22 protein-coding genes and 10 pseudogenes are annotated in these 25,110 nt (G+C 68.7%); 17 read left to right on the top strand and 15 right to left on the bottom strand.

Features of this window, described 5'->3' with window-relative positions; all coding sequences use genetic code 11:
* The first annotated feature begins 10 nt into the window (after positions 1 to 10).
* From ACFQJD_RS17420 to ACFQJD_RS17400, 5 genes are all read left to right on the top strand, one after another.
* Positions 11 to 1,015: a hypothetical protein gene (locus ACFQJD_RS17420; RefSeq protein ID WP_379799904.1), complete on the top strand. Its 1,005-nt coding sequence runs from the start codon at positions 11 to 13 to the stop codon at positions 1,013 to 1,015.
* Positions 1,005 to 1,529, top strand: coding sequence for a signal peptidase I (locus tag ACFQJD_RS17415; RefSeq protein WP_379799903.1), 525 nt, complete (start codon positions 1,005 to 1,007; stop codon positions 1,527 to 1,529). Before ACFQJD_RS17420 ends, ACFQJD_RS17415 begins: the two co-directional genes overlap by 11 nt.
* 86 nt (positions 1,530 to 1,615) lie before the next feature.
* On the top strand, positions 1,616 to 1,780 hold the full coding sequence (locus ACFQJD_RS17410) for a hypothetical protein (protein WP_379799901.1): 165 nt from the start codon (positions 1,616 to 1,618) through the stop codon (positions 1,778 to 1,780).
* A 32-nt stretch (positions 1,781 to 1,812) separates the two neighbouring features.
* Positions 1,813 to 2,403, top strand: coding sequence for an MFS transporter (locus ACFQJD_RS17405; protein ID WP_379799899.1), 591 nt, complete (start codon positions 1,813 to 1,815; stop codon positions 2,401 to 2,403).
* Positions 2,376 to 2,828 carry a hypothetical protein gene (locus ACFQJD_RS17400; protein WP_379799897.1) on the top strand — a complete coding sequence of 151 codons (453 nt, stop codon included), beginning with the start codon at positions 2,376 to 2,378 and terminating at the stop codon, positions 2,826 to 2,828. Before ACFQJD_RS17405 ends, ACFQJD_RS17400 begins: the two co-directional genes overlap by 28 nt.
* Here the strand turns inward: ACFQJD_RS17400 and ACFQJD_RS17395 are convergent.
* Entirely contained in the window at positions 2,735 to 3,508 is a 774-nt protein-coding gene (locus tag ACFQJD_RS17395; protein WP_379799895.1) for a hypothetical protein, read from the bottom strand. The two genes, ACFQJD_RS17400 and ACFQJD_RS17395, sit on opposite strands and share 94 nt — an antisense overlap.
* A 119-nt stretch (positions 3,509 to 3,627) precedes the next feature.
* Between ACFQJD_RS17395 and ACFQJD_RS17390 the strand changes: the two genes are divergently transcribed.
* Positions 3,628 to 4,293: a CRISPR-associated protein Cas4 gene (locus ACFQJD_RS17390; protein ID WP_379799893.1), complete on the top strand. Its 666-nt coding sequence runs from the start codon at positions 3,628 to 3,630 to the stop codon at positions 4,291 to 4,293.
* 19 nt (positions 4,294 to 4,312) lie between these two features.
* Here ACFQJD_RS17390 and ACFQJD_RS17385 read toward each other — a convergent pair whose 3' ends face one another.
* From ACFQJD_RS17385 to ACFQJD_RS17375, 3 genes and pseudogenes are all read right to left on the bottom strand, one after another.
* Positions 4,313 to 4,903, bottom strand: a complete 591-nt coding sequence (locus ACFQJD_RS17385; protein ID WP_379799891.1) for an L-threonylcarbamoyladenylate synthase — start codon at positions 4,901 to 4,903, stop codon at positions 4,313 to 4,315.
* 3 nt (positions 4,904 to 4,906) lie between these two features.
* Complete coding sequence (locus ACFQJD_RS17380) at positions 4,907 to 5,416, bottom strand: redoxin domain-containing protein (protein WP_379800582.1); 510 nt, start codon at positions 5,414 to 5,416, stop codon at positions 4,907 to 4,909.
* 51 nt (positions 5,417 to 5,467) lie between these two features.
* Positions 5,468 to 5,710: pseudogene (locus ACFQJD_RS17375) on the bottom strand (glutaredoxin family protein); the annotation flags it as partial.
* A gap of 271 nt (positions 5,711 to 5,981) precedes the next feature.
* Here ACFQJD_RS17375 and ACFQJD_RS17370 point away from each other — a divergent pair.
* Positions 5,982 to 7,255 (top strand): annotated as a pseudogene (locus ACFQJD_RS17370) (hemolysin family protein).
* Here the strand turns inward: ACFQJD_RS17370 and ACFQJD_RS17365 are convergent.
* From ACFQJD_RS17365 to ACFQJD_RS17355, 3 genes and pseudogenes are all read right to left on the bottom strand, one after another.
* The gene (locus ACFQJD_RS17365; protein WP_379799889.1) at positions 7,252 to 8,424 is read right to left on the bottom strand and encodes an inorganic phosphate transporter; all 1,173 of its coding nucleotides are present in this window, start codon (positions 8,422 to 8,424) and stop codon (positions 7,252 to 7,254) included. The pseudogene ACFQJD_RS17370 and the gene ACFQJD_RS17365 sit on opposite strands and share 4 nt — an antisense overlap.
* 39 nt (positions 8,425 to 8,463) lie before the next feature.
* Complete coding sequence (locus tag ACFQJD_RS17360) at positions 8,464 to 8,601, bottom strand: hypothetical protein (RefSeq protein WP_379799887.1); 138 nt, start codon at positions 8,599 to 8,601, stop codon at positions 8,464 to 8,466.
* A 271-nt stretch (positions 8,602 to 8,872) separates the two neighbouring features.
* Positions 8,873 to 9,370, bottom strand: a pseudogene (locus ACFQJD_RS17355) (metallophosphoesterase); the annotation flags it as partial.
* An 80-nt stretch (positions 9,371 to 9,450) separates the two neighbouring features.
* Between ACFQJD_RS17355 and ACFQJD_RS17350 the strand changes: the two are divergent.
* Positions 9,451 to 10,400, top strand: a pseudogene (locus ACFQJD_RS17350) (cation diffusion facilitator family transporter).
* Here ACFQJD_RS17350 and ACFQJD_RS17345 read toward each other — a convergent pair.
* On the bottom strand, positions 10,379 to 11,419 hold the full coding sequence (locus ACFQJD_RS17345; RefSeq protein ID WP_379799885.1) for a threonine aldolase family protein: 1,041 nt from the start codon (positions 11,417 to 11,419) through the stop codon (positions 10,379 to 10,381). The pseudogene ACFQJD_RS17350 and the gene ACFQJD_RS17345 overlap by 22 nt on opposite strands.
* Positions 11,420 to 11,468: 49 nt before the next feature.
* The gene (locus tag ACFQJD_RS17340) at positions 11,469 to 11,762 is read right to left on the bottom strand and encodes a GYD domain-containing protein (RefSeq protein ID WP_379799883.1); all 294 of its coding nucleotides are present in this window, start codon (positions 11,760 to 11,762) and stop codon (positions 11,469 to 11,471) included.
* 127 nt (positions 11,763 to 11,889) lie between these two features.
* On the opposite strand from ACFQJD_RS17340, the gene ACFQJD_RS17335 reads away from it, so the two are divergent.
* Positions 11,890 to 12,972 carry an aminopeptidase gene (locus ACFQJD_RS17335; RefSeq protein ID WP_379799881.1) on the top strand — a complete coding sequence of 361 codons (1,083 nt, stop codon included), beginning with the start codon at positions 11,890 to 11,892 and terminating at the stop codon, positions 12,970 to 12,972.
* A gap of 250 nt (positions 12,973 to 13,222) precedes the next feature.
* Here ACFQJD_RS17335 and lrp read toward each other — a convergent pair.
* Positions 13,223 to 13,677 (bottom strand): annotated as a pseudogene (gene lrp, locus ACFQJD_RS17330) (HTH-type transcriptional regulator Lrp).
* Between the two features lie 126 nt (positions 13,678 to 13,803).
* Between lrp and glnA the strand changes: the two are divergent.
* Positions 13,804 to 15,173: pseudogene (gene glnA, locus ACFQJD_RS17325) on the top strand (type I glutamate--ammonia ligase).
* Positions 15,174 to 15,224: 51 nt separating this feature from the next.
* Here glnA and ACFQJD_RS17320 read toward each other — a convergent pair.
* The 3 genes and pseudogenes from ACFQJD_RS17320 to ACFQJD_RS17310 all read right to left on the bottom strand — a co-directional run bounded on the left by ACFQJD_RS17320 (position 15,225) and on the right by ACFQJD_RS17310 (position 18,513).
* Entirely contained in the window at positions 15,225 to 16,109 is an 885-nt protein-coding gene (locus tag ACFQJD_RS17320; protein ID WP_379799879.1) for a phosphatase PAP2 family protein, read from the bottom strand.
* 2 nt (positions 16,110 to 16,111) lie between these two features.
* Positions 16,112 to 17,356, bottom strand: a pseudogene (locus ACFQJD_RS17315) (YihY/virulence factor BrkB family protein).
* A gap of 38 nt (positions 17,357 to 17,394) precedes the next feature.
* Positions 17,395 to 18,513 carry a tRNA (guanine(26)-N(2))-dimethyltransferase gene (locus ACFQJD_RS17310; RefSeq protein WP_379799876.1) on the bottom strand — a complete coding sequence of 373 codons (1,119 nt, stop codon included), beginning with the start codon at positions 18,511 to 18,513 and terminating at the stop codon, positions 17,395 to 17,397.
* 125 nt (positions 18,514 to 18,638) lie between these two features.
* Here ACFQJD_RS17310 and ACFQJD_RS17305 point away from each other — a divergent pair.
* From ACFQJD_RS17305 to prs, 3 pseudogenes are all read left to right on the top strand, one after another.
* A pseudogene (locus ACFQJD_RS17305) lies at positions 18,639 to 18,983 on the top strand (hypothetical protein); the annotation flags it as partial.
* Positions 18,984 to 19,015: 32 nt separating this feature from the next.
* Positions 19,016 to 19,821, top strand: a pseudogene (locus ACFQJD_RS17300) (hypothetical protein).
* A 45-nt stretch (positions 19,822 to 19,866) separates the two neighbouring features.
* Positions 19,867 to 20,714: pseudogene (gene prs / locus ACFQJD_RS17295) on the top strand (ribose-phosphate diphosphokinase).
* Positions 20,715 to 20,718: 4 nt separating this feature from the next.
* On the opposite strand, the gene ACFQJD_RS17290 reads toward prs, so the two are convergent.
* Complete coding sequence (locus ACFQJD_RS17290; protein WP_379799872.1) at positions 20,719 to 21,144, bottom strand: hypothetical protein; 426 nt, start codon at positions 21,142 to 21,144, stop codon at positions 20,719 to 20,721.
* 110 nt (positions 21,145 to 21,254) lie between these two features.
* On the opposite strand from ACFQJD_RS17290, the gene ACFQJD_RS17285 reads away from it, so the two are divergent.
* The 4 genes from ACFQJD_RS17285 (at position 21,255) to ACFQJD_RS17270 (ending at position 23,523) form a co-directional block, all read left to right on the top strand.
* Complete coding sequence (locus ACFQJD_RS17285; protein WP_379799870.1) at positions 21,255 to 22,052, top strand: hypothetical protein; 798 nt, start codon at positions 21,255 to 21,257, stop codon at positions 22,050 to 22,052.
* Positions 22,053 to 22,057: 5 nt separating this feature from the next.
* A complete protein-coding gene (locus tag ACFQJD_RS17280) occupies positions 22,058 to 22,585 on the top strand; it encodes a PH domain-containing protein (protein WP_379799868.1) in 528 nt (175 codons plus the stop codon).
* Between the two features lie 64 nt (positions 22,586 to 22,649).
* The gene (locus tag ACFQJD_RS17275) at positions 22,650 to 22,880 is read left to right on the top strand and encodes a hypothetical protein (RefSeq protein WP_379799866.1); all 231 of its coding nucleotides are present in this window, start codon (positions 22,650 to 22,652) and stop codon (positions 22,878 to 22,880) included.
* A gap of 1 nt (position 22,881) precedes the next feature.
* Positions 22,882 to 23,523 (top strand): uracil-DNA glycosylase, encoded by a 642-nt coding sequence (locus tag ACFQJD_RS17270; RefSeq protein ID WP_379799864.1) that lies wholly within the window; start codon positions 22,882 to 22,884, stop codon positions 23,521 to 23,523.
* On the opposite strand, the gene ACFQJD_RS17265 is transcribed toward ACFQJD_RS17270, so the two are convergent.
* Positions 23,520 to 24,518: a hypothetical protein gene (locus ACFQJD_RS17265; RefSeq protein ID WP_379799862.1), complete on the bottom strand. Its 999-nt coding sequence runs from the start codon at positions 24,516 to 24,518 to the stop codon at positions 23,520 to 23,522. The two genes, ACFQJD_RS17270 and ACFQJD_RS17265, sit on opposite strands and share 4 nt — an antisense overlap.
* Between the last annotated feature and the right edge of the window lie 592 nt (positions 24,519 to 25,110).

The raw sequence follows: 25,110 nt of genomic DNA, 5'->3' as shown, positions 1-25,110 counted from the left end.
ACGTCCACGCATGACCGAACGTCTGGGTCGGCGCGAGGTGCTCGTGAGCGTCGCGGGCGGGAGCCTGGCGTCCGCCGGCCTGATCGGCGGGACGACGGCGGCGTTCATCGACGGCGAAACCGCCAGCGGGACGCTCGCGACCGGTACGTGGGGCGGCGACGGCGCCAGAGTCGCCTACACGGACGGCGGCACGCTCTACTCGCTGGTGCAGTCGGGCGGAACGACGGCCTACGGCGTCACGGACGTCGACGTGCTCGGACCGGTCGAGACCGGGTTCGGCGGGAGTTCCTACCACGTCCCGCTCGTCGATGGCGGCGGGACGCTCCGGCTGGTGGCCGCAGACGGGACACAGACCGCGCTCGACACCAGCGCGGCGCGACCACCCCGGGGAGCGAAATCTGTCCTCGCGACGGCGGCGTGGAACGGCCATCCGCTGTCGGTGTACTACCCCGGAAGCAACGAGAGCAAACTCTTCCGCGTCGCCCCGGGCGGGACGGCGAAACAGGTGTCCGAGCCCGGGAACGGCGTGAAGGCGGTGCTCGGTGCCGGCGACATCGACGGCGACGGGACGGCGGAGTTCGTCTTCGTCGACGGCTCCGGGACCATCCGCTACATCGTCCCGTCCGGGGAGAACGCCAGCCGAGGCATCGAGTCCACGGGCACGGGGCCGGGGTCGAACAACAACTACGGGGCCGGTCGCCCCAGCGCAGTCGGTGGCTACGGCGTCGTGGTTCCGGCGGTCAACGGCTCCGGCGGACTCGGCCTCGTCGGGGCGAACGGCTGGGTCGAGAAATCCCTCACCGCCGGGAGCACGGCGTCGAAGACGGCCGTCGCCCCCTGTGACTTCGACGGCGACGACGCCGTCGAACTCGTGTTCGTCGGCTCCTCGAACGCGCATCTGCAGTTCCTCGACGACGTCGGCGGCGCGAACGACGTCGGGACGATCGCCGATTCGTCGGGCGACCCCGTGCCGGCCGACACGAGCCGAGGTGTTCTCAGTACGTATGTCCGATAAACTCCGCGACGTCGCTCGAATTGCCGTCACACTGATCGTCGTCGCAGCGGTCGCGCTCGTCGCCGTCCTCGCGGTTCCGGGCGCGATCGGCGCGGAGGACAGCTACGTCGTCCTCAGCGGGAGCATGGAGCCGGAGATCCGGTCGGGCGACGTCGTCGTCGTGCGGTCGACCCCGACCCGGGCGATCGACGTCGGCGATATCGTCACCTACCGGGCGGAGCGCGACGTCGGCGGCGAGGGGACGAACCGGGTCACACACCGAGTGGTCGAGCGGCGTCGGACTGACGGCGGCGTCGTGTTCCGGACGAAAGGCGACGCGAACGAGGCCGCCGACCCCGAACCCGTCGAGCCCGCCCAGATCGTCGGAACGGTGTGGTTCCACGTCCCGTACGTCGGGCTGATCGTCCACTTCGCTCAGCAGCCGGTCGGGCACGCGCTCCTCGTCGTCCTCCCGGGGCTCCTCCTCGTCGGAAGCGGGCTGCGAACGCTGTATTCGGAGGGCGCAGTCGAGTAGACCGGCACAGCCGGGAGCCCCGCGACGCTCCGGTCGAGACGGTCGCCACCGGTACGTTGATACAGGCTCCACCGGAACGCCGTGGCGTGACGACCCGCCGACTGCGCTACGGCCTCCTCGCGCTGGGGACGGGGGCGTACGCCTGCCTGATGCTGGTCTGGTTCTCGCTGGCGGCCTACCTCTCGGAGATCGTCGTCGACCTGCGTCTGACGAGCACGCAGGCGGGCGTTCTCACGGGAGCGATCCCCTGACCTACGTCCCGGTCGCGCTGTTCTCGGGGGTCGTGACCGACCGCGTCGGCCCGTATCGGGCCATCGGCACGGGGCTGGTGCTGTTCGGCGCGGCACAGGTCGGGCGGGCGAGCGCGGACTCCTTCGCGGCGATGCTCGCGTTGACCGTCGTCGTCGGCGTCGGCGGGACGACCGTCACGTTCGGCCTACCCAAACTCGTCGCGGAGCTGTTTCCGGCGGACGCGTCGGGGACGCCCTCGTCGATCTACATGCTCGGGTCGTTTGCGGGGACGGCCGCGGCGTTCAGTCTCGGCCGCGGCGTCGTCGGCCCGATGCTCGGCGGGTGGCGCCCGCTCTTTTCCGCCGTCGGCGGCGGCGTCCTCGCGTACGCCGTCTGCTGGTGGCTCGCCGTCTCGCTGGCCCCGTCGGCGGTCCTCCGAGAGAACGGCGCGAGCGACCGCCGAAGCGACCGCTCGGGCGTCGCCGCGCTCCGGCGGGACGTCCGGCAGGTGTTCGCGACGCCGGCGATGCGGTGGCTAGTCGTCGTCGGCGTCGTGTATCTCGTCGTCGTCCACGGCCTGCAGAACTGGCTGGCCACGGTGTTGCGGGCGCGGGGGTGTCGCCCGCGCTGGCGGCGACGGTGACGAGCGGCTTCGTCGTCGCCGAGGCGGTCGGCACGCTCACGGTGCCGGCCGTGTCGGACCGCATCGGGAACCGCGGCGGCGTCGTCGCCGTCTGCGGCGCGGGGTGTGCGCTCGGGACGGCCGTGCTCCTGCTACCGGGCGTCGCCTTCGTCGTCCCCGTCGCGGGCGCTGTCGGCGTCGGCGTCGCCGTCGGCGGCCTCTCGCCGCTCGTGCGGATGATCCCGGCCGAACTCGACGGCGTCGGTCCAGAACTGACCGGGACGGCCGTCGGACTCGTGTTCGCCGTCGGCGAACTCGGGGGCTTCCTCGGTCCCTTCCTCGTCGGAACGCTCTACGACCTGACCGCGTCGTACGTACCCGGACTGGCGGTCATCTGCGTCGCGTGTCTCGCGGCCGTCGTCGCCGGCCGCCGACTGCCGACGTGACCGCTGGGGTTCGCGAACGGGTCCCGCCGGCGAGTCGCGAAACGCCCGCCGCAGGCGTCGAGCGATTCGCCGATGACGTCCGCGACGGCGCTCGCGGGGTCGTCGCCGGCGGACGCCTCCTCGACGGCTTCGAGAAACTCCGTGGCGTGTGCGGTGGCCTCGGCGTAGTCGTCGGTTTCGACGAGCGTCGTCGCCCGCGCGTCGGCCCGGCGGACGCGCACCTCGAACGTCTCGTCCCAGACGACGGCGACCCGGAGCGACGACGCTCGGCGTTCGTACACGTCGGCGGCGTCGTCGGTCGTGACCTGCCACGGCGCGGGTGGATCGGGAGGGAACGCGTCGGTCCGGACGTCGCGCAGGAACGTCTCGAAGACGCCGACGCAGGTGGGACAGAGCAGGTACGTTCCCTGCGAGGTGACGCGGCCGTCGAGGCCGACGCTCGCGAGGTCGAGGGTCGTCGAATCGGCGGCATCGGCGTCACAGAAACTACAGGCCGTCTCCGACGGGGATCGCTGCGTCCAGTGTCTGGTGAGGTCGGTGACCTCGGGGCGACACGCGCCACAGACGACGAATCGGTCGGGGGCGTCGACGTCGTCGGCGCGGCGGACGCGACCGTAGCGCGTCTCCGTCGCGGCGTCGACCGGCGACCGGCAGGTGAAACAGCGAGTCCCGAGAGCCATAGACTGGTATCCGGGGGTCACGACCATAATGATACTGCCGGCCGGCGAGAGGCAGGCGCGGTCCGGGCGGACCCCGCCCACCGCGAAGGTTCAAGTAGGAATCCGGAGCCAAATCCCGTGTGCCGACGTTCAGCGACCTCTCCCGCGCCGCGTACTGCCTCCGCCAGTGCTACTACGTTCGACGCGACGACGACCGAGCGCCGCCGCCCGAAGTCGAGGCGCGTCGCCGACTCGCGTTCGAGTACGCCGACCGGCGCGACGCCGCCGACGCGATCCTCGAACGCCTCCCGATCGAACCGTCGCCCGCGACGTACCGGGCGGCGCTCGACCGACTCGCTGCGCGGGACGACTGGGACGAACTGGCGGACCCAAGCGAGCGGTCGGTTCGCCTCCACGGGAAGGACTGTCGCGGCGTCGCCGACAAACTCCTCGCCGGCGATCCGCCGACGCCGACGTTCGTCTCACCGGGGACGCCGCCCGAATCGGGCGTCTGGAAGCCACAGCGCGTCCGTGCCGTCGCCATCGCGAAGGCGCTCGCGTGGGAGCGCGAGCGGGAGATTCCGCGAGCGATCGTCGAGTATCCGGCGTACGGCGTCGTCAGGACCGTCAGGCTGACGACCCGGAATCGAGCGGCGTACCGGCGGACGGTACGCCACCTCCGCGAACTCGACGGCCCGCCGCCGCGGGTGGACGACCGATCGAAGTGCGAATCGTGTGACTACCGGACCGAATGCGGGGTGAAAACGCACTCGCTCCGGTCGTTGCTCGACGCGACACGGCGGTAGCGCGACGAAGGCCCGCCGGTCACTCCGAGCGGAGCCACGCCGCGACGTCCTCGGCCATCGCGCCGCGGCGGTGAACGTCGCCGGTGCCGGGGTCGACGACAGTGCTCTCGGTGCCGGGCGTCTCGCCGCCGTCGACGACGGCCGCGACGCCGTCGCGCACGCGTGCATCGAGGTCCGACGGGCGGGTGACGCTCGGCGAGCCGCTGACGTTCGCACTCGTCGCCGTCACGGGGGTCGGCGAGACGCCGCGGAGGAACGTCCGGGCGAGTTCGTGGTCGGGGACGCGGACGCCGACGCGGTCCCGACCGGCCGTGAGGACGTCGGGGAGGGCGTCGGCCCGCTCGACGACGACGGTGACGGGGCCGGGGAGAAAGTCGCGCATGAACCGCTCCTCACGGGGCGTCGGCCGAACGTAATCGAGGGCGGCGTCGACGTCGGGAACGGCGAAAGAGAGCGGATCCTCCCGCGGCCGGCCTTTCAGCTCGAAGACCCGTTCGACGGCGGCCGCCGAGGAGGCGTCGGCACCGAGGCCGTAAACCGTCTCGGTCGGGTAGACCACGAGCTCTCCGCGTCGAACGGCGTCGACGGCGGCGGCGACGTCCTCGCGCATCCGTCAGGCGACGCGCCGAACCTGGCGTTCGAGTTCGTCGTAGTCGGGGAACTCCGGCCACTCGGTGGCGACCCACGCGTACTCGACCGTGCGGTCGGCGTCGAGGACGAACGCCGCCGGCCGGGGTTCCTCGATGCCGGCCATGCCGTCCAGGTCGTGTTCGATGCCGTACTCGCGGGCGACCGCGTTCGACGGGTCCGAGAAAAGCCGGTAGTCCATCCCCCGCTCCTCGACGAGGCGCTTGTGGGCGTACGGCGTCGAGATGGAGAGGCCGACGACGGTGAGGCGGTCGCCGAGTTCCCGGTCGCGAAGTTCGTTCCAGACGTACGTCGCCGGGAACGCCCCGTCCATCGGGGAGAAGACCAGCAACACGGGGCCCTCGTCCGTGAGGTCCGACAGCGACGCGTCCTCCCAGTACTCGTCGTTGACGAGCGGTCGGGTGAAATCCGGCGCGGTGTCGCCCTCGGCGACGTGGTCGGTATCGCCGAGTTCGACGACGTCGAAGTCGACCATCAGGCCGCCCCCGTCGTCGGTTTCGACGACCGCGCCGTCGCCGCCGTACGTCTTCTCGACGTACTCGACGATGTTCGCGGACTCGGCCATCGTCACGCCGGTGTTCTCGTCGTGGATCGCGGGCACCGTCCGCGCGCCCACGAGGCGCTTGACCGCGTCCCGTTCGGAGTGCATCGGCTCGACGAAGCGCGACCGATAGGGGACGTCGTGGTCCTGAAGCGCCCTGACGACGCGCTCGCAGTACGGGCACGCCTGCAGTCGATACAGCGTGATCGGCGGGCTGTCGGCGGGCATGGGCGTTCGTTCGGGCGGCCGCCGCGTAAGCCCTTCGCTCGGGGCAGCGGGACGCCGGGGGACCGTCAGTCTCCCCACGCCGGCGCGTCGCCGGGGCGTCTCGCTACCGACGCCGGCGTTTTCGGCAGTTCGGAGGGTAACTCTTAATTCCAGTCCCCGACAAGCAAGCGTGTTCATGGGTTTGTCGCTCGTCGTGAGTACCGCCGCGTCCCTCGGCCCGGCACAGATTGCCGTTCCGCAGGTGTCTGATACCGCCATCACCGTCGGTGGGGTGGTCGCAATACTCGTTCTCATCGCGCTGTCGGCGTTTTCTCCTCCTCGGAGATCGCCATGTTCTCGCTGGCGAAACACCGCGTCGACGCCCTCGCCGAGGACAACGTCCCCTCTGCGAAGACGGTGCAAGAACTGAAGTCGAACCCGCACCGACTGCTCATCACCATCCTCGTCGGCAACAACATCGTCAACATCGCCATGTCGTCCATCGCGACGGGGCTGTTCGTCTACGTCGGTCTCGGGCAGGGACAGGCCGTCGCTGCCGCGACGTTCGGCATCACGACGCTCGTGTTGCTCTTCGGCGAGAGCGCGCCGAAGTCCTACGCCGTCGAGAACACCGAGTCGTGGGCGCTGCGCATCGCCCGCCCGCTGAAATACTCCGAGTACGTCCTCCTGCCGCTGGTCGTCGTCTTCGACCACCTGACGCGGGTCGTCAACCGCGTTACGGGCGGGCGATCGGCCATCGAGACCTCCTACGTCACCCGCGACGAGATTCAGGACATCATCCAGACGGGCGAACGCGAGGGGGTCATCGAGGAGGAGGAGCGCGAGATGCTCCAGCGCATCTTCCGGTTCAACCGGACGATCGCAAAGGAGGTGATGACCCCGCGCCTCGACGTCACGGCGGTGCCGAAAACCGCGAGCGTCGACGAGGCCATCGAGACGTGCGTCCAGAGCGACCACGAGCGCATCCCCGTCTACGAAGGCAACCTCGACAACATCGTCGGAATGGTCAACCTCAGGGATCTCATCCGTCAGAAACACTACGGCGAGGGGTCGGTCGACCTCACCGACGTGGTACAGCCGACCCTCCACGTCCCCGAGTCGAAAAACGTGGACGAACTCCTCCAGGAGATGCAAGACAACCGGATGCGGATGGTCATCGTCATCGACGAGTTCGGCACGACGGAGGGGCTCATCACCCTCGAGGACATGGTCGAGGAGATCGTCGGCGACATCCTCGAAGGCGACGAGGAAGAGCCGTTCGAGTTCCTCGACGGCGACGTGGTCCTCGTCCGTGGCGACGTCAACATCGACGAGGTGAACGAAGTGCTTGACCTCGAACTTCCGGAGGGCGAGGAGTTCGAGACGCTCGCCGGCTTCATCTTCAACCGCGCCGGCCGCCTCGTCGAAGAGGGTGAGGAGATCGAGTACGACGGCGTGACCATCCGCATCGAGCAGGTGGACAACACCCGCATCATGAAAGCCCGCATCACCACGCAGGGGCGGCCGGCGGAGGCGGCGGAAGGCGAGGCGGAAATAGAGCCCTAGAGCGCCGAGATGGCGGCGAACGCGCCGTAGCCGACGGCGAGAGCGATCGCGAGCGATCCGAGCCACGCGAGGACGGTAAAGAGCATCTTCCGCCGGCTCACGTCGCCGCCGCCGGCGGCGTAGCCGCTCCCGATGATGGCGCTGACGATTATCTCGTTGAACGAGACGGGGACGCCGAAGGCGACGGCGGTCTGAGCGATGGCGAACGAGGGGATGAGCGCGGCGATGGAGCGTCGCGGCCCGAGCGAGGAGTAGTCCTGTGCGAGCGCCTTTATCATCCGGGGCGCACCGGTCCACGAACCGGCGAGCAGCCCCAAACCACCGCCGACGAGTACCGCCCACAGCGGGACAGCCACCTCGTCGAGGAGGGGAACCAGCGGCCCGATCGCCAGACCAACCTGGCTCCCGCCCGCGGAGAAGGCGACGAGCGCGCCCAGAACGAGCAAGAATCGACGCTCGGCGATCTGCCGCCGCCGCGTCACTTCGCGGAACAACACGCCGCCGGCGACCGCAGCGAACGCCAGCGTGACGACGGCGCGACCGGCGGACACTCCGGCCGCCGCACCCAGCGTTCCGGCGAGCGTCCCGCCCCCGTCGCCGGAGCCGAGGGCCGCGAACTCGATGTTGGCGACGAGTGCGCCGACGACGGCGGCCAGCACCGAGACGACGGCCCGTTCCGAGAGGCGCTCGGTCCGCAACGCGACGGCAGTGAGGAAGGCAGAGCCGCCGCCGACGAAGGGTGTGAGGACCCAGAGCGTGGCTATCTGCTGGTATTTCGCCCACGCGGGGTCGCCGCCGAGGGCGAGGCCGACGCCGACGACGGCCCCGGTGACGGTGAACGCCGTCGCGATGGGGTAGCCGGTGAAGACACCGATGGCGACGAGGATGGCAGCGGTCATCAGGCCGACGATGGCGGCCGTCGCCGTGAGCGAAGGGCCCAGAATGAGCTGGGTGCCGACGGCCTGCGTGACGTTCGCTCCCTGCAGGACGGCTCCCGCGAAGCCGAGGAGGCCGACGACGAACCCCGCCCGCATCACGGAGATGGCGTTCGCTCCGACGGCGGGGGCAAAGGGCGTCGATCCGGAGGATCCGGCACCGATGGCCCACGCCATGAAGAGACTCGCGAGACCCGCTACGACCAACGTCGCCAGCGTCCCGGCCGCGACCATTGTCCCTCCCTGTGTTCGGGGGTACTAAGCCGTACCGGGCTATCGATGCGACGCCTCGTCGTACCCCTCGCGGAGACTCAGCAGCGTCCGCCGGACGAACAGATAGGCGAAAAAGACCAGCAGTAACATCACCGCGATGAGACCGAGGAGGACGGGGTCGTCGATACTGATCGCCATGTGTCCGCCTTTCGGCGGCGTACACTAAGCGGTTTCGACGCGGGGCGCGCGACGCCCGCCGGACTCGCTCGCGACGGAGGTCGTCCGCCCCTCGAAGACGCCGCAGTAGCGCCCGCGTTTTGGGTAAAACGGCGTTTTGAGCTTACCGAGTTTATATTGAACGACGGGGCGTAGCCGTAACCGCGCGGTCCCCCTTCGGCCCTCCATTCACCTGAAGACCGCGCGTCCCTCTCCCCTCCCCCGTTGACGCCCAGCGACGCCTCGTCGCCCGAACGGCGAACGTCTCGAGCGTCTCGCCCGTGACCGCACGGAGACGTCCCTCGAGTCCCGTTTCCGTCCGCGTCAGCTCTGCGTGGGCCGCCTCGTGTCCCCGCGGCTCGGCGTGACTCCCCGGATTCAACAGCGCGGGGTCGCCCGTCTGGAAGCTGGGGCGGTGGGTGTGGCCGGAGACGACGACGTCCGCGTCGCGTTCCCGCCCGAACATCGAGAGGCCGGTCGCGCCGCCGCGCCGCGTGTGCGTCACGGCGAACCGGACGCCGCCGTACTCGAAGGTGCGCGCCGACGGCAGTCGGTCGGTGACGGACGGGGCGTCGGCGTTGCCGTGGACGGCGAACAGGCGGTCGCTCTCGGCGTGGAAGGCGTCGAGCACCGCCGCGGCCGTGAAATCACCCGCGTGGACGACGACGTCCGCGTCGCGGACGGCCGTCAGCGTCCGCCCGGTGAGGCGGGCGTCGGCCGCGCCGTGCGTATCGGAGACGACGGTGAGCATACCGGCGCTACGGGGGTGGGGCGGGAAAGCGCTCCGTCTCGGGCGGAAGGTCTAATCGGCCGCCCGCCGACAGGCCGACCATGGCAGGCAATCGCTCCGTCGTCATCGCCGCCCTCGTCGCCAACGGCGCCATCGCCGTGTTGAAGTTCGGGGGTTTCTGCTGACGGGTAGCCCGTCGATGCTCTCGGAGACGTACCACTCCATCTCGGATACGGGCAATCAGGTGTTCCTCCTCATCGGCATCCGGTACAGCGGGAAAGCGCCGTCGATCGAACACCCGTTCGGCTACGGGAAGGCGCAGTTCTTCTACAGCTTCCTCGTCTCGGTGTTCCTCTTCGGCATCGCCGGGTGGGAGAGCCTCAAACACGGCTACAACGCCCTCACCGCGGGCACGCACGCCGGACCGACCGGCCCGGTGACGCTGCCGGTGGTCGGCGTCAGCGTCGACGCCTACTTCATCAACGTCGCCATCCTCCTCGGCGCGATCGCCTTCGAGGGGTACGCTCTCGACAAGGCGTTCGCGGAACTCAGCCGGCAGATGCGGCGATACGGCTGGGACGACCTCGTCGAGGCGTTCAAGACGACGAGCGACGTGACGACGCTGACGGCGTTCACCGAGGACACCATCGCCCTCGTCGGCGCGGCGCTGGCGCTCGTCGGCATCACTCTCTCGCGGTGGACGCACAACCCCGCGTACGACGCCGCGGCGGCCGTCCTCATCGGCCTGCTGTTGATGGGCTTCGCGCTCGCACTGGCGTGGGAGAACAAACGCCTCCTCCTCGGCGAGAGCGTGCCGCCAAAGCTCGGCGACGAACTGCAGAACGTCGTCCGAACACACCGGGGCGTCGTCCACGTCGACCACTTCCGGACCATGTACGTCGGCCCCGAGTCCATCCTCGTCGCCGCCGAGGTGAGTTTCGACCCGGAGCTCGACACGAGCGAACTGGACGAGGACATCACGCAGATAGAGACCAAACTCCAGGAGGTAGACGAGCGGATCCGCTTCGCCTACATCGAACCCGAACTGTAGTCGTCGACGGCCTCCGCGACGCTCGCTACCGCCTCCTCGACGTCGCCGCGGTCGACGTCGAGATGAGTACAGAAGCGAGTGACGTGTTCACCGAAGGCACCGCCGGCGACGCCGTGGTCCTCGCAGGCGGCGACGAACTCCTCGGCCGTCAGGCCGGCGTCCGCGGAGTTCACCCGGACGACGTTCGTCTCCGGCCGTGGAGCCGAGAGCCCCGGAATCGAGTCGAGGCCCTGCGCGAGGACCGTCGCGTTGTCGTGGTCGTCGGCGAGGCGGTCGACGTTCTCCAGGGCGAGCAGTCCGGGCGCGGCGACGAGGCCGACCTGGCGCATCCCGCCACCGAACAGTTTGCGGACGCGACGGGCCTCGTCGACGAACGCCTCGGACCCGGCGAGAATCGACCCGACGGGCGCGCCGAGGCCCTTCGAGAGACAGAACATCACCGAATCGACGGCGTCGACCATCCGGTCGGGGGCGACGTCGAGGGCGACGCAGGCGTTGAACAGACGCGCGCCATCGAGATGAACGGAGACGTCGTGCTCGCGCGCCGCCGCGGCCACCGCGTCGAGGGCCTCGGGCGGGGTGGCGACGCCGCCGCGGGCGTTGTGAGTGTTCTCCACGACGACCAGCCCGGTCCCCGGCCGGTGGAGGTCCTCGTCGACGACGTTCGCGTGGATCTGTTTCGGCGTGAAGACCGCCCCCGCCGCCGGCTCGACGGTCCGCGTCTGCAGATCCGAGAGGTCGGCGAGACCGCCGAGTTCCCACTTGAACGTGTGCGTCTCGGGGTCTAAGAGGACCTCCGACCCGGGATCGGCGTGGACGCGAGCGGCGATTTGATTGCCCATCGTCCCCGTCGGGACGAACAGGGCGGCTTCCGTGCCGACGCGGTCGGCGGCGCGCGCTTCGAGTTCGTTGACGGTCGGATCGTCGCGGTAGACGTCGTCGCCGACGTCGGCGTCGCGAGCGGCGGCTCGCATCGCGTCGCTCGGGCGGGTGACGGTGTCGCTCCGGAGGTCGATCATACCGGGAGATGCGTCCGGGCGAAGAAATACGCGCTGGTCGCCGCCGGTATCAGGGCAGTTCGGCTATCAGGTCGCGGTACTCGTCTTCGGGGAACGCCGTGAGCGTCTCCGTCTCGATGGCCCCCGCCTCGCCGATGGTGATCGCCGCCTGCGCGGCGGACTCGGCGTCCGGGAACTCCATCACGACGACGGCGTCGTACTGCCCCATCGTCAGGTAGAACTCCTTCAGTTCCCCGCCCATCGACTCGACGACGTCTTCGGCGCGTTCGAGACGCTCCGGGCTCTCTTTCATGTTGGCGATACCCGCCGCCGTGTATTCGACGAGGGAGATGAACGTTGGCATGGCTACCCCACCGATATGATTGTATATTTGACACGAGTGAAAGAGGTTTCGGCGGCACCGAGGCGTCCGGTGATTCCACCGCTCCGCCGACGAAAGGGGTTTTGCGGGCGGCGGCGGAAGGGCGAGTATGGATCCGCGAATCCGCGAACACGCCGAGGTGATCGCCGATCACTCGACGAACATCGAAGCGGGCGACGACGTCGTCATCTCGCTGCCCGCCGTCGCCGACGAACTCGCCGTCGCACTGCACGAGATCGTCGGAGAACGGGGCGCGAACCCCGTCTACCTGAACAACTCCGGGCGGGCGACCCGGGCGTACCTCCGCAACAGCGACGAGTTCGAAACCCCGGACCACCAGCTCGCCCTCTACGAGGAGACGGACGTGTTCGTCATCGCGCGCGGCGGCCCGAACGTGAGCGAGGAGGCGGACGTCGCCCCCGAGACGAACGCCGCATACCGGCGGGCGTACCGCCCGGTCCTCGACGAACGCCTCGAAAAGCGCTGGTGTCTCACCCAGTATCCGTCGTCGGGACACGCCCAGCTCGCGGGGATGAGTACCGAAGGCTACGAGAACTTCGTCTGGGACGCCGTCACGCTCGACTGGGAGGCCCAGAAGGAACAGCAGGCGCGGATGGTCGACATCCTCGACGGGGCCGACGAGGTGCGCATCCGGAGCGGCGACGAGACGGACGTCCGCATGTCCGTCGCGGGCAACGAGACGCTCAACGACTACGGCGAGCACAACCTCCCCGGCGGCGAGGTGTTCACCGCGCCGGTCAAAGACAGCGTCGAAGGCCGGGTGCATTTCGACATGCCGCTCTACCGGAAAGGAACCGAAATCGAGGACGCACGCCTCGAGTTCGAGGACGGGAGGGTCGTAAACCACAGCGCCGAGCGCAACGAGGACGTCCTGACGGGGATTCTGGAGACGGACGAGGGGGCGCGCTACCTCGGCGAACTCGGGATCGGGATGAACCGCAGCATCGACCAGTTCACCTACAACATGCTGTTCGACGAGAAGATGGGCGACACGGTCCACATGGCCGTCGGCAACGCCTACCCCGAGACGGTGGGTGAGGAGAACGACCGCAACGAGAGCGCCGAACACGTCGACATGATCGTGGACATGAGCGAGGAGTCCGTCATCGAGGTGGACGGCGAGGTCGTCCAGCGCGACGGCACCTTCGTCTTCGAGGACGGGTTCGAGTAGGCGTCGCCGAGAGCCCCGGTCGGCATGTCAACATGGCACAGCACCGTGCGATTTAACACAATGATTGAGAATGTCATACCACATGTCGAAGGTGACCTGCACAGACTGCTCCCGGAAGATCGCCATGCACGAACTGGAGGCAAAGACCACCGCCGTCTCCGGCGGGTTTTCGACGCGCTATCGCTGTCCGTTCTGTCACACCGAGATGGACGACGTCGCGAGTCAGTTGACTCGCAGGGCGGTCGCGCGGTCAGGACACGTCGAGTTCGAACTGTTCGTTTTCGACGACGTCGTTGAGGACGACGCTCGTGTTCGACTCGCGGATGTCGGCGTCGGTCAACAGCTCCTTGATCTGGTCGTTCATGCCGTCGGTGTCCTCGAACTTCCCGATGGCGATGACGTCGTAATCGCCAGTCACCTCGTAGACGCTGATCATCCGCTTTTGCTCTCGCAGTCGGTCGGTGATGTCGGGGAGCGCGCTCCCTTCGACTTTCAACTGGATGACGGCGGTCACGTCGTAACCGAGAGCGTCGTAGTTGACTTTCGGGGTGTACCCCTCGATGACGCCCTCGGATTCGAGGTCGCGGAGGTGGTTCGAGACGGTCGTCACCGACACGTCGAGTTTCTCGGCGAGGCTCGGAGACTGGCTCGGCCGTCGCCGAGGAGTGCGTTGATGAGTTTCGCGTCGAGGTTTTCGTACGTCATTACAGTTACTCACTCGCTCCGGGGTTTATAATTTTACGAATATCCAATTTCGACTGGCGGAGAGGGGTTTTTGCATCCAACGATAAGGTCTTTATACTGGAACTATTTCGATTAGTTGTCCAGAACATGACGGACGAAAACGCATCTCCAGACGGCGGCCTGACCGCCAAGGAACAGGACGTAATCGATCGTATCGAGGAAGAAGGCGTCGATTTCCTGCGCCTCCAGTTCACCGACATCCTCGGTACCGTCAAGAACGTCTCCATCCCGGCCCGGCAGGCCGAGAAGGCGTTCACCGAAGGCATCTACTTCGACGGCTCCAGCATCGAGGGCTTCGTTCGCATCCAGGAGAGCGACATGCGCCTCGAACCGGACCCGGAGACGTTCGCCGTCCTGCCGTGGCGGAAAAACGAAGACAGCGCGGCGGCGCGGCTCATCTGTGACGTCATCGACACGTCGAGCGGCGAGCCGTTCGCCGGCGACCCGCGCGGCGTCCTGAAGCGCGCCATCGAACGCGCCCAGAGCATGGGTTACGAGGTCAACGCCGCGCCCGAACCCGAGTTCTTCCTGTTCGAGGAAGACGAACAGGGCCGCGCGACGACGGTAACGAACGACGCCGGGGGCTACTTCGACCTCGCGCCGAAGGACCTCGCTTCCGACGTGCGCCGTGACATCATCTACGGCCTCGAAAGCATGGGCTTCGAGGTGGAGGCCTCCACCACGAAGTCGCCCAGGGCCAACACGAGATCAACTTCACGTACGACGACGCGCTCTCGACGGCGGACAACGTCGCCACCTTCCGCGCGGTCGTTCGCGCCATCGCGGCCGAACACGACCTGCACGCGACGTTCATGCCAAAGCCCATCCCGCGCATCAACGGCTCCGGGATGCACACCCACATGTCGCTGTTCGAGGACGGCGAGAACGCCTTCCACGACGGCGACGACGAGTTCGACCTGAGCGACACGGCCAAGCAGTTCGTCGCCGGCATCCTCGAACACGCGCCCGCGCTCGCAGCCGTCACGAATCCGACGGTCAACAGCTACAAGCGCCTCGTCCCCGGCTACGAAGCGCCCGTCTACGTCGCGTGGTCCGACCGCAACCGCTCGGCGCTCATCCGCAAGCCGGCGGCGCGCGTCCCGGCCGCCTCCCGCATCGAGGCGCGCTTCCCCGACCCGTCCTGCAACCCGTATCTCGCGTTCGCAGCGCTCATCCACGCGGGGCTGGACGGCATCGAGAAGGGTCTCGAATGTCCCGATCCGGTCCGCGAGAACATCTACGAGTTCGACGAGCAGAAACGCGAGGAGTACGGCATCGAGACGCTCCCGTCCGACCTCGGCGGGGCCGTCGAGGCGCTCGAAGAGGACGACGTCGTCTCCGACGCGCTCGGCGAACACGTCTACTCGAAGTTCGTCGAAGCCAAGACCCAGGAGTGGCAGGAGTACCTCGTCGACGTCTCCGACTGGGAACTCGACCGCTACCTCGAGACGTTCTGAGCCGCGACCGGACGTCCGCTTCTCAGTTTTTTCGAACGACGAGCCGGTGGCTCACCGCCGGACACGCCACCAGCGCAGCGACGAGCGCGGCGGTCCCTCCGACGTAGACGACGGGTCCCGACGGCGACGTCGAGACGAGCCGAAGCAGGCCGACCAGGACCGGCACCGCGACGACGTTGACCGCGAGCGCCGGCCGGGGAGCGACAGCGTCGCGACGTCGTCGCCGGCGAGTCGCCAGCCGATCCAGCCGCCGGCGGCCGCGCCGAGTCCGAGGAGGACGTCCGTCGCGACGGCGAGCGACCCCGCGAGGGCGGCGTTGATCGCGAGGCCGGCGACGGCGACGGCGAGGGCCGCGTCGAACGCCCGCGCCGAGTCGGCGACCGAGAGGCGCTCGCGCGATCCGACGAGTCGGAGGACGGCGGTGAGGAAGGCGACGCCGACGAACGCGCCGGCGACGATGTCCACCAGGTAGTGGACGCCGATGACGACCCGCGAGACGGCGACGAGGGCGGCGACGCCGACGAACGCGAGCGTCCGCCGGCGGGACCAGGACGGGAACAGCGCCGCCAGTCCGCCGTAGACGACGGTCGCGCCAAGCGCGTGACCGCTCGGGAAGCCGTAGCCGTCGGCGGGGGCCCCGGGCGGGCGTGGGAGTCGGAAGGCGTATTTGAGCGACATCGTCAGCGCGAGCGCGCCGAAGCCGAGCGCGAGGACGACGGCGAGGCGAGGCGGCGAGGCGTCGAGCCGGTCCGCGAGCAGGTAGGCGAGCGACAGGACCGCCAGCAGGAGCCAGGGGTTGCCGAGGTGCGTGAGGACCCCGAACGCGGCGACGACGGCATCGGGGAGGCCGGCCGCGACGCCGAGTTCGCCGACGCCGCGGGCGGCCCCGAAGAGCGGCGGCGTCGCCCCCGCGGAGGCCAGTGCGTCGAGCGACATCGTTAGCGGCGCAGGTCGCGGGCGTACTCGATCGCTTGGCCGGGCTTCCCGAGGAGGTTCAGTCCGACGCCGACCAGCACGAACAGGACGTAGAGGCCGAGCGTCGAGAGAAAGAGGACGACCATCGCGAGGATGGCCCACGGGCCGTCGAGAAAGCGGAAGGCTCCGAGCGTCAGCACCGTCCCGTAGAGGAGAACGAGATACGGGCCCCAGCCCCGGGCGTGGCCGCGACGCATCCGCTTGCGAACGTACTGCTCGAGTTCGGCTTCGAGTGCCGGCTTGTCGACCGTTCGCTCGGACACGTCGTCCTCGAAGGCGTCGAAGTCGGCGCGTAGTTCCTCGAGGCGGGCGTCGAGGTCCGTGATGTCGGGCGCTCCCGCGGGCCTCTGTGAGCGGTCTTCGTCCCGAGTCATCTCAGTCGTGGCGTATCGACGGCCCGGGTCGTGTTGTACCTGCCGGTCCCGAATCGACCCGCCCGGCCAGCACGGCGTTGACGACGCCGCCTACGAGGACGACGGCACCGGCGAGATAGAACCAGGTCACCAGCAGGAGCATCGCACCGAGGACGCCGTAGACGGCGAATCGGCCGGCCGCGTATCGGGCGTACGCCCCGAAGGCGGTTGCGAGGAGCGTCCACCCGACAGCGGCGAAGACGGCTCCGGGCACCGCTTCTCGGACGCTCACGTCGGCGTCGGGGAAGACGTAGTACATCGGGAGGAAGGCGACGACGAGGAGGGTGACGAGGGCAACGGGCGCGAAGGCGGCGAACAGCGGCCGTGAGACGAACCCGAGCAGGCCGACGAGAACGAGGGCGGAGAGCGTCCCGACGCCGACGCCGAGCAGAGCGACGAGCCCCGTCTCGACCTGTTCGACGACGCCCCCGGCGCGGTCCCGTAGATGCGGGCGAACGCCACGTCCATGCCGCGAAAGAGTTTGAGCGCGCTCCACACGAGGAGCACGAGGCCGACGGCGGTGACGCTCCCCCGGCCCGCGGTGTCCGTGAGGGCGTCCTCGACGAGACCGTCGCTCACGGGGAGCAGGTACTGGTGGACGAGGTCGACCACCGCGGCTTCGAGCGACGCGCCGCCCACGACCGACGCGATAGCGAACGACAGGATCAGCAACGGCAGGAGGGAGACGAACGCGTAGTAGGCGATGCTCGCGGCGAGAAACGTCACTTCGCGGGCGCGAACCTCGGTCCAGACGCGGCGGGCGAGTCCGCCCCACCGTTCGATGCGGTCGTTCACACGCACCGTCCGCGGGCGACACACAAGAAGTTCCGGCCTCAGGCCGTCGCCTCGCGAATCTCGGCCACCGTGGCGTCCGTCTTGAACGTCGTCCCGCCGTAGTGGGCGCGGGAGGCCTCGAAGCCGGCCGCTCGAAGGTCGTCCAGGAACTCGTCCATCGCGGGCGCGGGGCGGGTCCACTCCTTGCAGAGCCGGTGCTGGTCGTAGTGGGTCGGGACGTCGAGTTCGGCTTCGAGCGTCGTCAGTAGCCGGCGAGCACGCGCGGCCTCGCCCATGTCGTCGGTCAGTTCCTCGCGGACGGACGCGACGAAGCCGGGATCGCGGATCGCTCCGAGCCACAGCGGTCCGGCGGTGACGGTCCGATCGCTCCCGCAGGCGGGACAGGCGTCGGGCGGGTGCGAGAGGTGTCCGAACTCGGCGTCGCGAGTCAGACAGTCCTCGCAGTGATAGACGTACCCCAGTTCGTCGATGGCGTCGTCGGCGCGGGTCGCGCGGTGATCGAGTTCGAGATAGGTGCGGACGTAGTGGCGCGAGACGTGCGAGAGGACGGGAACGGCGGCACAGTCGTAGCGCGCCGCGGTGCGCACGAGCGCCGAGAGGAGGGCGCGAAGGCCCATCTCGGGGTGGTAGTCGGTGTTGCGCGGGAGCGTCGAGTATTTGCGGACGCCGCTGTTGAAGTGCGCGCCACACAGCGGCGCGGTGTCGGTCGCGGTGACACAGACGAGGTTTCGGGCGTTGGCGAACGCCGCGTCGGCGAAGGGGATCGGCGTCCCGAACGGGTCGACGTCGACGACGTCGAACACCCGATCACGGTCGTGCATGAGCGAGTTGGCGTCGCGTTGGACGACCTCGCCGTCGAGGTCGTTGCGGTCGAAGTTCTCGCGGGCGAGCGCCACGGCGTCGGAATCGACGTCGGCGCTGGTCACGTCGTACCCCTCCGCGGCGGCGCGCACGCCCCGAATCCCGCTGGCGGCCATCGCGTCGAGGTAGGACTCCACTCGAGGATCGCGTTCGCGGTACGCGCGCAGGACGGCCACGGTCACGTCGCGGTTCAACTCCTGGGTGGGGTTGAAGAAGACGCCGTCGCCGCTCCCGACGCTCGCGCCGTCGCGTTCGCCGGGCACCTCCACTTCGACGCGACCCTCGCGTACCTTCATAGTCCGCAGTCGGGCAGCGACGCCGAAAAGCGACGCGATTCGCTCGACGGGCGGCGAGAGACGGCCGTGGCGTCACGGCCCCTTCGACCGAACCTGTTTAGTCGCCGCCGGCCGAATCGAGTGCCGTGAGCGACGTCGAGGACTGGCAGACGGCGCTGGACGCGGCCGGGGAGCTGACCGGCCCTATCGTCGACGCCATCCTCACGACCCACGGCGACCGGGGACAGCGAGCCATCGAGGCCGTCTCCGAGGGGCGAGTGAAGGAGTACCGCGATTTCACCGTCGTCGTCGGCCACGAGGACGAGTACATCGTCGAGGCTGGAGGGTGTAACTGCAAGGACGCCGAGTACAACCTCGATCCCGACGACCCGACCGAGCGGTGCTGGCACGCCATCGCCGTCGACGTCGCCGAACGCGTCGGCCAGGTCGACTACCACGACATGTGGTACTCCGAGGTCCGCGAGTTCGTCAGCTTTTTCACGGCCGGCGTCCGACTCCCACCATGGCAGGCCACGACCTCAGCCTCGACGAGAAGCGCGTCTACGACGCCCGGGGGACCGCGAGGAACTACTGGTGGCGACGGAACTCGGCGTCGTCGCCGTCAGCGTCTCCGACGACCTGGTCGGCGAGTTCGGCGTCGATCACCGGTGTGTCGCACGGGACGTCGCCTGCGCGGACGGCTACGTCGCCGTCGCCGCCGAGGAGGACGTCCTCCTGGGGACCGACTACGGCGAGACGGGATTCGGCCCGGCGACGGCGGTGGGCTTCGGCGACGGCCTCCTCGCCGGCGACGACGACGGGCGAGTGGCCCGCTACGGCGACGGCGACTGGCGGACGCTCGGCCGCGTCGGCGCGGTGCGGGCCGTCGACGGCCCCCTCGTCGCCGCCGCCGACGGCGTCTACCGCGTCCGGGGCGACGAACTCGTCGACGCCGGCCTCGACGACGTCCGGGACGTCGCGGGCGCGGGCGTCCCCCTCGCGGCGACGGGCGCGGCGCTCTACCGGCTCGGCAACGGCTGGATGGACGTCCTCGCAGGGGACTTTCACGCCGTGAGCGTCGGAGGCGAGCGGGCCCACGTCGGGGACGAGCGGGCCCACGCCGCCACAACCGAGGCACTCTACGCCCGCGAGACGACCGACGAGTGGACGCGCGTCGACGTACCGGTCGACGAGCGAGTCGTCGACGTGGCGTACGCGACGGCCATCTGTGCGATCACGGCCGACGGGACGCTCCTCCTCGACGCGGGCGACGGCTGGCGCACGCGGGCGCTTGGCGTCCGCGGCGTCGGCGGACTGGCGGTGCGCTGAGGCGGACGGAAACGCCTTTCGGGGCGGAAAGCAAGAGCCTCCCATATGCTCGTACCCGGTTCCACCGCGCAGGCGCTCGCGGCCGCCCTCGCCGACGAGACGGGGCGCTCGCTCGCCGACGTCGCCTACGAACGCTTCCCGGACGGCGAAACCCTCGCGGCCGCGCCGGGGTTCGACGCCGATCGGGCCGTCGTCGTCGCCTCCACGACCACCAACGACGCCTACCTCGAACTCCTACAGTTACAGGACGCCGTCCGCGAGGCGGGGGCCGAAGAGGTGGTGACCGTCCTCGGGTACATGGGCTACGCCCGGCAGGAACGCGCCTTCGAACCCGGCCAGCCCGTCTCGGCCCGCGCCGTCGCCCGCGCGGTGAGCACCGGCACCGACCGGGTCGTCCTCGTGAACCCTCACGAGGCGTCCGTCCGGGACTTCTTCGACGTTCCCTGCGAGGTGGTCGACGCCGCAGCGCGTCTCGCCGACCCGCTTCCCGCCGACCTCTCCGACCCGCTCTTTCTCTCGCCCGACGCCGGAGCCATCGACATCGCCATCGCCGTCCGCGACGCCTACGGCCGGGGCGACACTGACTACTTCGAGAAGGTCCGTCACTCGGGGACGGACGTCGACGTCACGCCCAGCGACGCCGACGTCGGGGACCGGGACGTGGTCGTCGTCGACGACATCGTCGCCACGGGATCGACCGTGAGCGAGTCCATCGGCGTGGTGAACGACCGGGGGCGGCGGGCGTCCACGTCGCCTGCGTTCACCCTCTGTTCGCCCGCGACGCCCGGACGAAACTCGAACGCGCCGGCGTCGACGGCGTCTACGCCACCGACACCATCGAACGCGACGTGACGGCCACGAGCGTCGCCCCCGTCGTCGCGGACGTCGTCTGACCGGTCACTCCCCGAGTCGGTGCTGTCGACGCGCCCGCTTCCGGAAGAAGTAGCTGACGGCGGCCGCGAAGAGGCCGAGTAAGACAGCGACACCGGCGAGCACCAGCGACCCTCGACGGAGGGCGCTCGCAGCCACCCCTTCGGCGGCACGGGAGGCGAGAAACGTCTGTGCGGCCGTCGAGATGCCCGCGAGGACGAGCAAAACGGCGGTGACGCCGGCCCCGACCGCCCCGGCCTCGCTCGGATACCGCTGTCGTGCCGCCTGTACACCCGTCACCCCGCCGACGACGATCATCGCCGCCAGCGTCACGTAGAGTGGCAATCCTGCGGGAGTGGCGAATACCGTGAGAGTTCCCGTCGCCAGCCCGACCACTGCACCACACCCTCGCATCGTCCACCGATCCGCCGCCCGTGTCTCGCTTCGCGCCATGGAGGATGATCTACGGAAGTTGACATAATTGTTGGGATAATTCGGCGACTCACCTTACCTCAATACCAACACTAATCAAACATGACAATGTACGGGGATTCGACCCGGCAATGGCCCGTCGAATCGTCTCCACGACAGCGACCGGAATCTACGACGCACTCGTCCGGCCGACGAGGTTCGTGATGGCCGACCACGAGTCGTTAGAACAGTCCCTGCTCGGAGCCGTAGACCAACTCGGGCATCTCGGGGCCATCTTCCTGACGAACCTCCTCGCGTACGCGATACCGCTGACGCTCGCCGGGCTCGGGACGGTGCCGGAGACACTCAGCACCCCGACGTGGTTCGCGGCGCTGTTCGCACCGACGACCGTCGACGTGGCAGGAGCGTGGCGGTTCACGCTCCGTTTCGCACAGAACTGCCTCTATCTGACCGGAGCAACGGTGGCCACGTTCGCCGCGTTCCACGCCGGCGTCCTCGTCACCCGGAGTTCGACTGGCGTCCTCCCGTCGCTCCACACGGTCATCTACAGTACGAGCGCGTATCTCGCCGGGATTTTCAGTTTCGTGATGTATCTCGATACGACGCCCGGCGTCTCGACGGCGGCGGCGCTCGTCCGCTGGATTCAATTGCGGTTCGTCTACGGCGTCCTCGACGCGTTCGGGAGCGACTTCGTGTTGGCTGCGTGGTCGCGTCCGGGAGCGAATCCACCGGTCGGACTGACGACGAAAGAACAGGTCCTCCTCGCCGGCCTCGTCGTCGCGGGGAGCTACTACGTCTACTCGCTGTACCTCGGTTCCCGTATCAATCACCGGACGGACCGAACGACGGCGGCGATGACCGTCGTGATGGTGTTGGCGACGCCGCTGCTGTTCGTCCTCGGTTCCCTCCTCGCGGTGACGACGCTCTAACAGAGATGACCGACGAATCCACCGACCCCACGGCCGACGTATCGCCTCCCGACCGACCCGCGACGGACGTCCTCTACGAGACTGGGCCCTCGCTTCGTCCGGCAGTGGTGAAACCAGCTCTCGCACTCGTCGTCGGCGTCCTCGTCGAGGCGTACGTCCTCACGCATCCACGGCTATTCGGTTCGCGACAGTACACCGAAATCGGCGCGTACGTCGTCGGCCTCGTCGTTCTCGTCCTCCTCGTGCGATACGCGGTACGCGTCTACCTGCTGAAACGTTACCGCTACACCATCACCGACGACGCCGTCCGCTGGGAGTACTCGCTGTTTTACAAGACTCGCTCGCGCGAACTCCCGTTCTCGAAGATACGAGGCCACGAGTTCCGACAGGACCGCATCCAGTCGGTGCTCGGGTTCGGGTCCGTCTCGTTTCTCTCCGGTGGGACGAACCGGAGTCTCGGCTTCCTCACCTTCGAGAACGTCGCGGACCCGGAAGAGGTACAGTCAGTCGTCAAGTCCCGACTCGACCCCTGACGGCGGCGTCCACCTCGGCCGCGGAACCGAAACGCCCTCGTTCGATGCCGTCCGACGTCGAATTATGACCGGTCGCTACGGCAGCCTCGATTACGCCCGACTCACGAAACGCGGGATGGCACTTGGCGCACTGCTGTTCGCCGTCGGTGCGGTCGGCGAACTCGCCGGCCGCGCCTTCTTCGGTGACCTCCCGGCGTGGGAGCTCTCCCTGCTGTTCGACGCCGAAATCCTCGGCATCGCGCTCCTCCTGGTGACGCCGTTCGTCTTCGGCATCGCGCTCCCCTTGACCGAGTAGGATGGACCCGCAGTTCCCGGACGCCGACGACCGACTCGTCCTCGACGCGGACTGCAGCCGCTGCCCCGCCCTCGTCGACTCCCGAACGTGTATCTCGTGGGGGAACGGCCCCCGCGACGCCGACGTCGTGGTCGTCGGCGAAGCGCCCGGCGCGGGCGACGCCGCGGCCGACCGGTGGCGGGGCGGCAACCACACCGGACTCGCCTACACCTCGCGACACTCCGGCCGGCGCGTCCGTCGACTGATGGCCGACGTCGGCGTCGCCGACCGGACCTACTACACGAACGCCGTGAAGTGCTTCCCCGCCGACGGAGAGGGGTCGAACCGCGAACCCACCGCCGCGGAACGGGCGAACTGTCGCCCGCACCTCGCGACCGAACTCGACCGGATCGATCCGACCGTCGTCCTCCCCACCGGCAAGCACGCGACGACGTCCGTCCTCGCGTTCGAGGACCGGGACGTCGACGGCTTCCTCGACGTCGTCCTCGAACCGTTCGACTGCCCCACGCTCGACGCGACGGTCGTCCCGCTCCTCCATCCCTCCTACCGGGACGTGTGGCAGTCCAGACTCGGCTACGACGACGCGGCGTACCGCCGCGAACTCGCCGCTCGCCTGCGGGACTGTGGCGTCGCCGTCGATTAGAAGAACGCGCGCGCCTCCGCGGCGTACGTCTCCGGCGCGACGTCGACGACGCCCTCGTCGTGGAGCGACGTGAAGAACGTGGCGTCGCTCCAGTAATACTCGTCGAACACCGACCGGGCGACGAGGTGGAAGACGGGCGGAGTCGCCGGGTCGTCCTCGGTGAGGTGGAGCGCGAAGTTGAAGCTGTTGAGGCCGACGTCGCCGTAGTGGGCGAGGGCGTTCTCGATTCCCGCCGCGAGGTCGGCGAGGGCGTCGTCGTCGGGCAGACCCGGGTCGTCCACGACGCCGACGAGGTGGCGGTGGTGTTTCGGCGCGAACGGGGCGACCCACTCGACGTCGCCCGTCGCTCCGACGTATCGCTCGCCGTCGCGTTCCTCGTCGACGAGTGCCGGCCAGTACGCCTCGTCCTCCTGTTCGTAGAAGGCGCGGGCCGCGCCCGCCTGGAGCCGCTGCTCGTTCGTCCCCTCCCCGTCGACCAGCGTCTGGACGTGCGGATGGATGATGCTGCTGCCGGCCGACCGGAGGAAGTTCATGTTCACCGACCCGAACTCGGCGTCGGCGTCGTGGTCCATCGCCCGCCGGACGTACTCCAGGGCCGCGACGAGGCCGTCCTCGAAGATCCCCGCCGTGAACTCGTCGATGGGGACGTAGTGGTCCTCCGTCAGGGCGACGACGTTCGAGTGTTTCCCGTAGGGGTTGAGGTTCGGAAACGACGTCGCCTCGCCGACGTGTCCGCGGTCCATCCCGACCCAGTCGGGGTAGGTCGGCGTCGTCTCGTCGACGCTGTCGGGACAGAAATAGCAGCCCTCGTCGTCGGTGACGACGGCCTCGATGTCGGGGTCCTCGGCCATCAGGAAGTGGTCCGAGACGACGCGGGCGTTCCGGTCGGTCAACGGGTCCCGCCGCACCTCCGTCTCGACGGTCACCGCCTCGAACTCTTCGAGCGGACTGTGGAACGACGCCTCCTGGACGTGCCGGTCGAACTCGATGGGCATGGAGACGAGATTGGGCCGGTCGGCGCAAAAGCTGCCGTGGGGCGAATCGTGCGTGCCCGTCGACAGGATACCGACGCCCACCTATCAGGTATATAGTCATACGTGAACGAATCCTAGCCTCGATACCAGTATAGTGGCATATCAGACCCTCGTACAGGTATTCCTGACCGAGCCAAAATATTAATGATGTGTCGCGACTCGCTCACGTACGAGACGGGCGTTCGTCAGCGGACGAGAAGGGCACCTAGAAATGGATTGCTATCGCTGCGGAAGCCGAGCAGATTACGACCGGATAACGGTCGGTCGGTCGACGGGAGACATCCTCGGGAGTTTCTGTACGACCTGTGAGACGGACCTGATGTCCCGGGAACCCGAGACGGCCGCGCCGTCGATGGCTACCTGTCGCCTCTGTGGCGGCGAATCCGACCTCCTCTTTCCGCAGTGGGACGCGTTAATCGAGGACGGGAACGAAACCGTCACTCCCGAATATACGATCGCACTGAACACGCCGGCCTGTTGTCTCGCGTGTGCCGTCTGGACTGCAAGCTATCCAGCCAACGCCCCCGGAATCGACTCCGGACGGATTGACGTG

Source organism: Haloplanus sp. GCM10025708, assembly GCF_042663985.1.
Lineage (GTDB): Archaea > Halobacteriota > Halobacteria > Halobacteriales > Haloferacaceae > Salinirarus > Salinirarus marinus.
The sequence above is the reverse complement of the archived record's forward strand: the minus strand, read 5'-3'. Positions and strand labels throughout refer to the sequence as shown.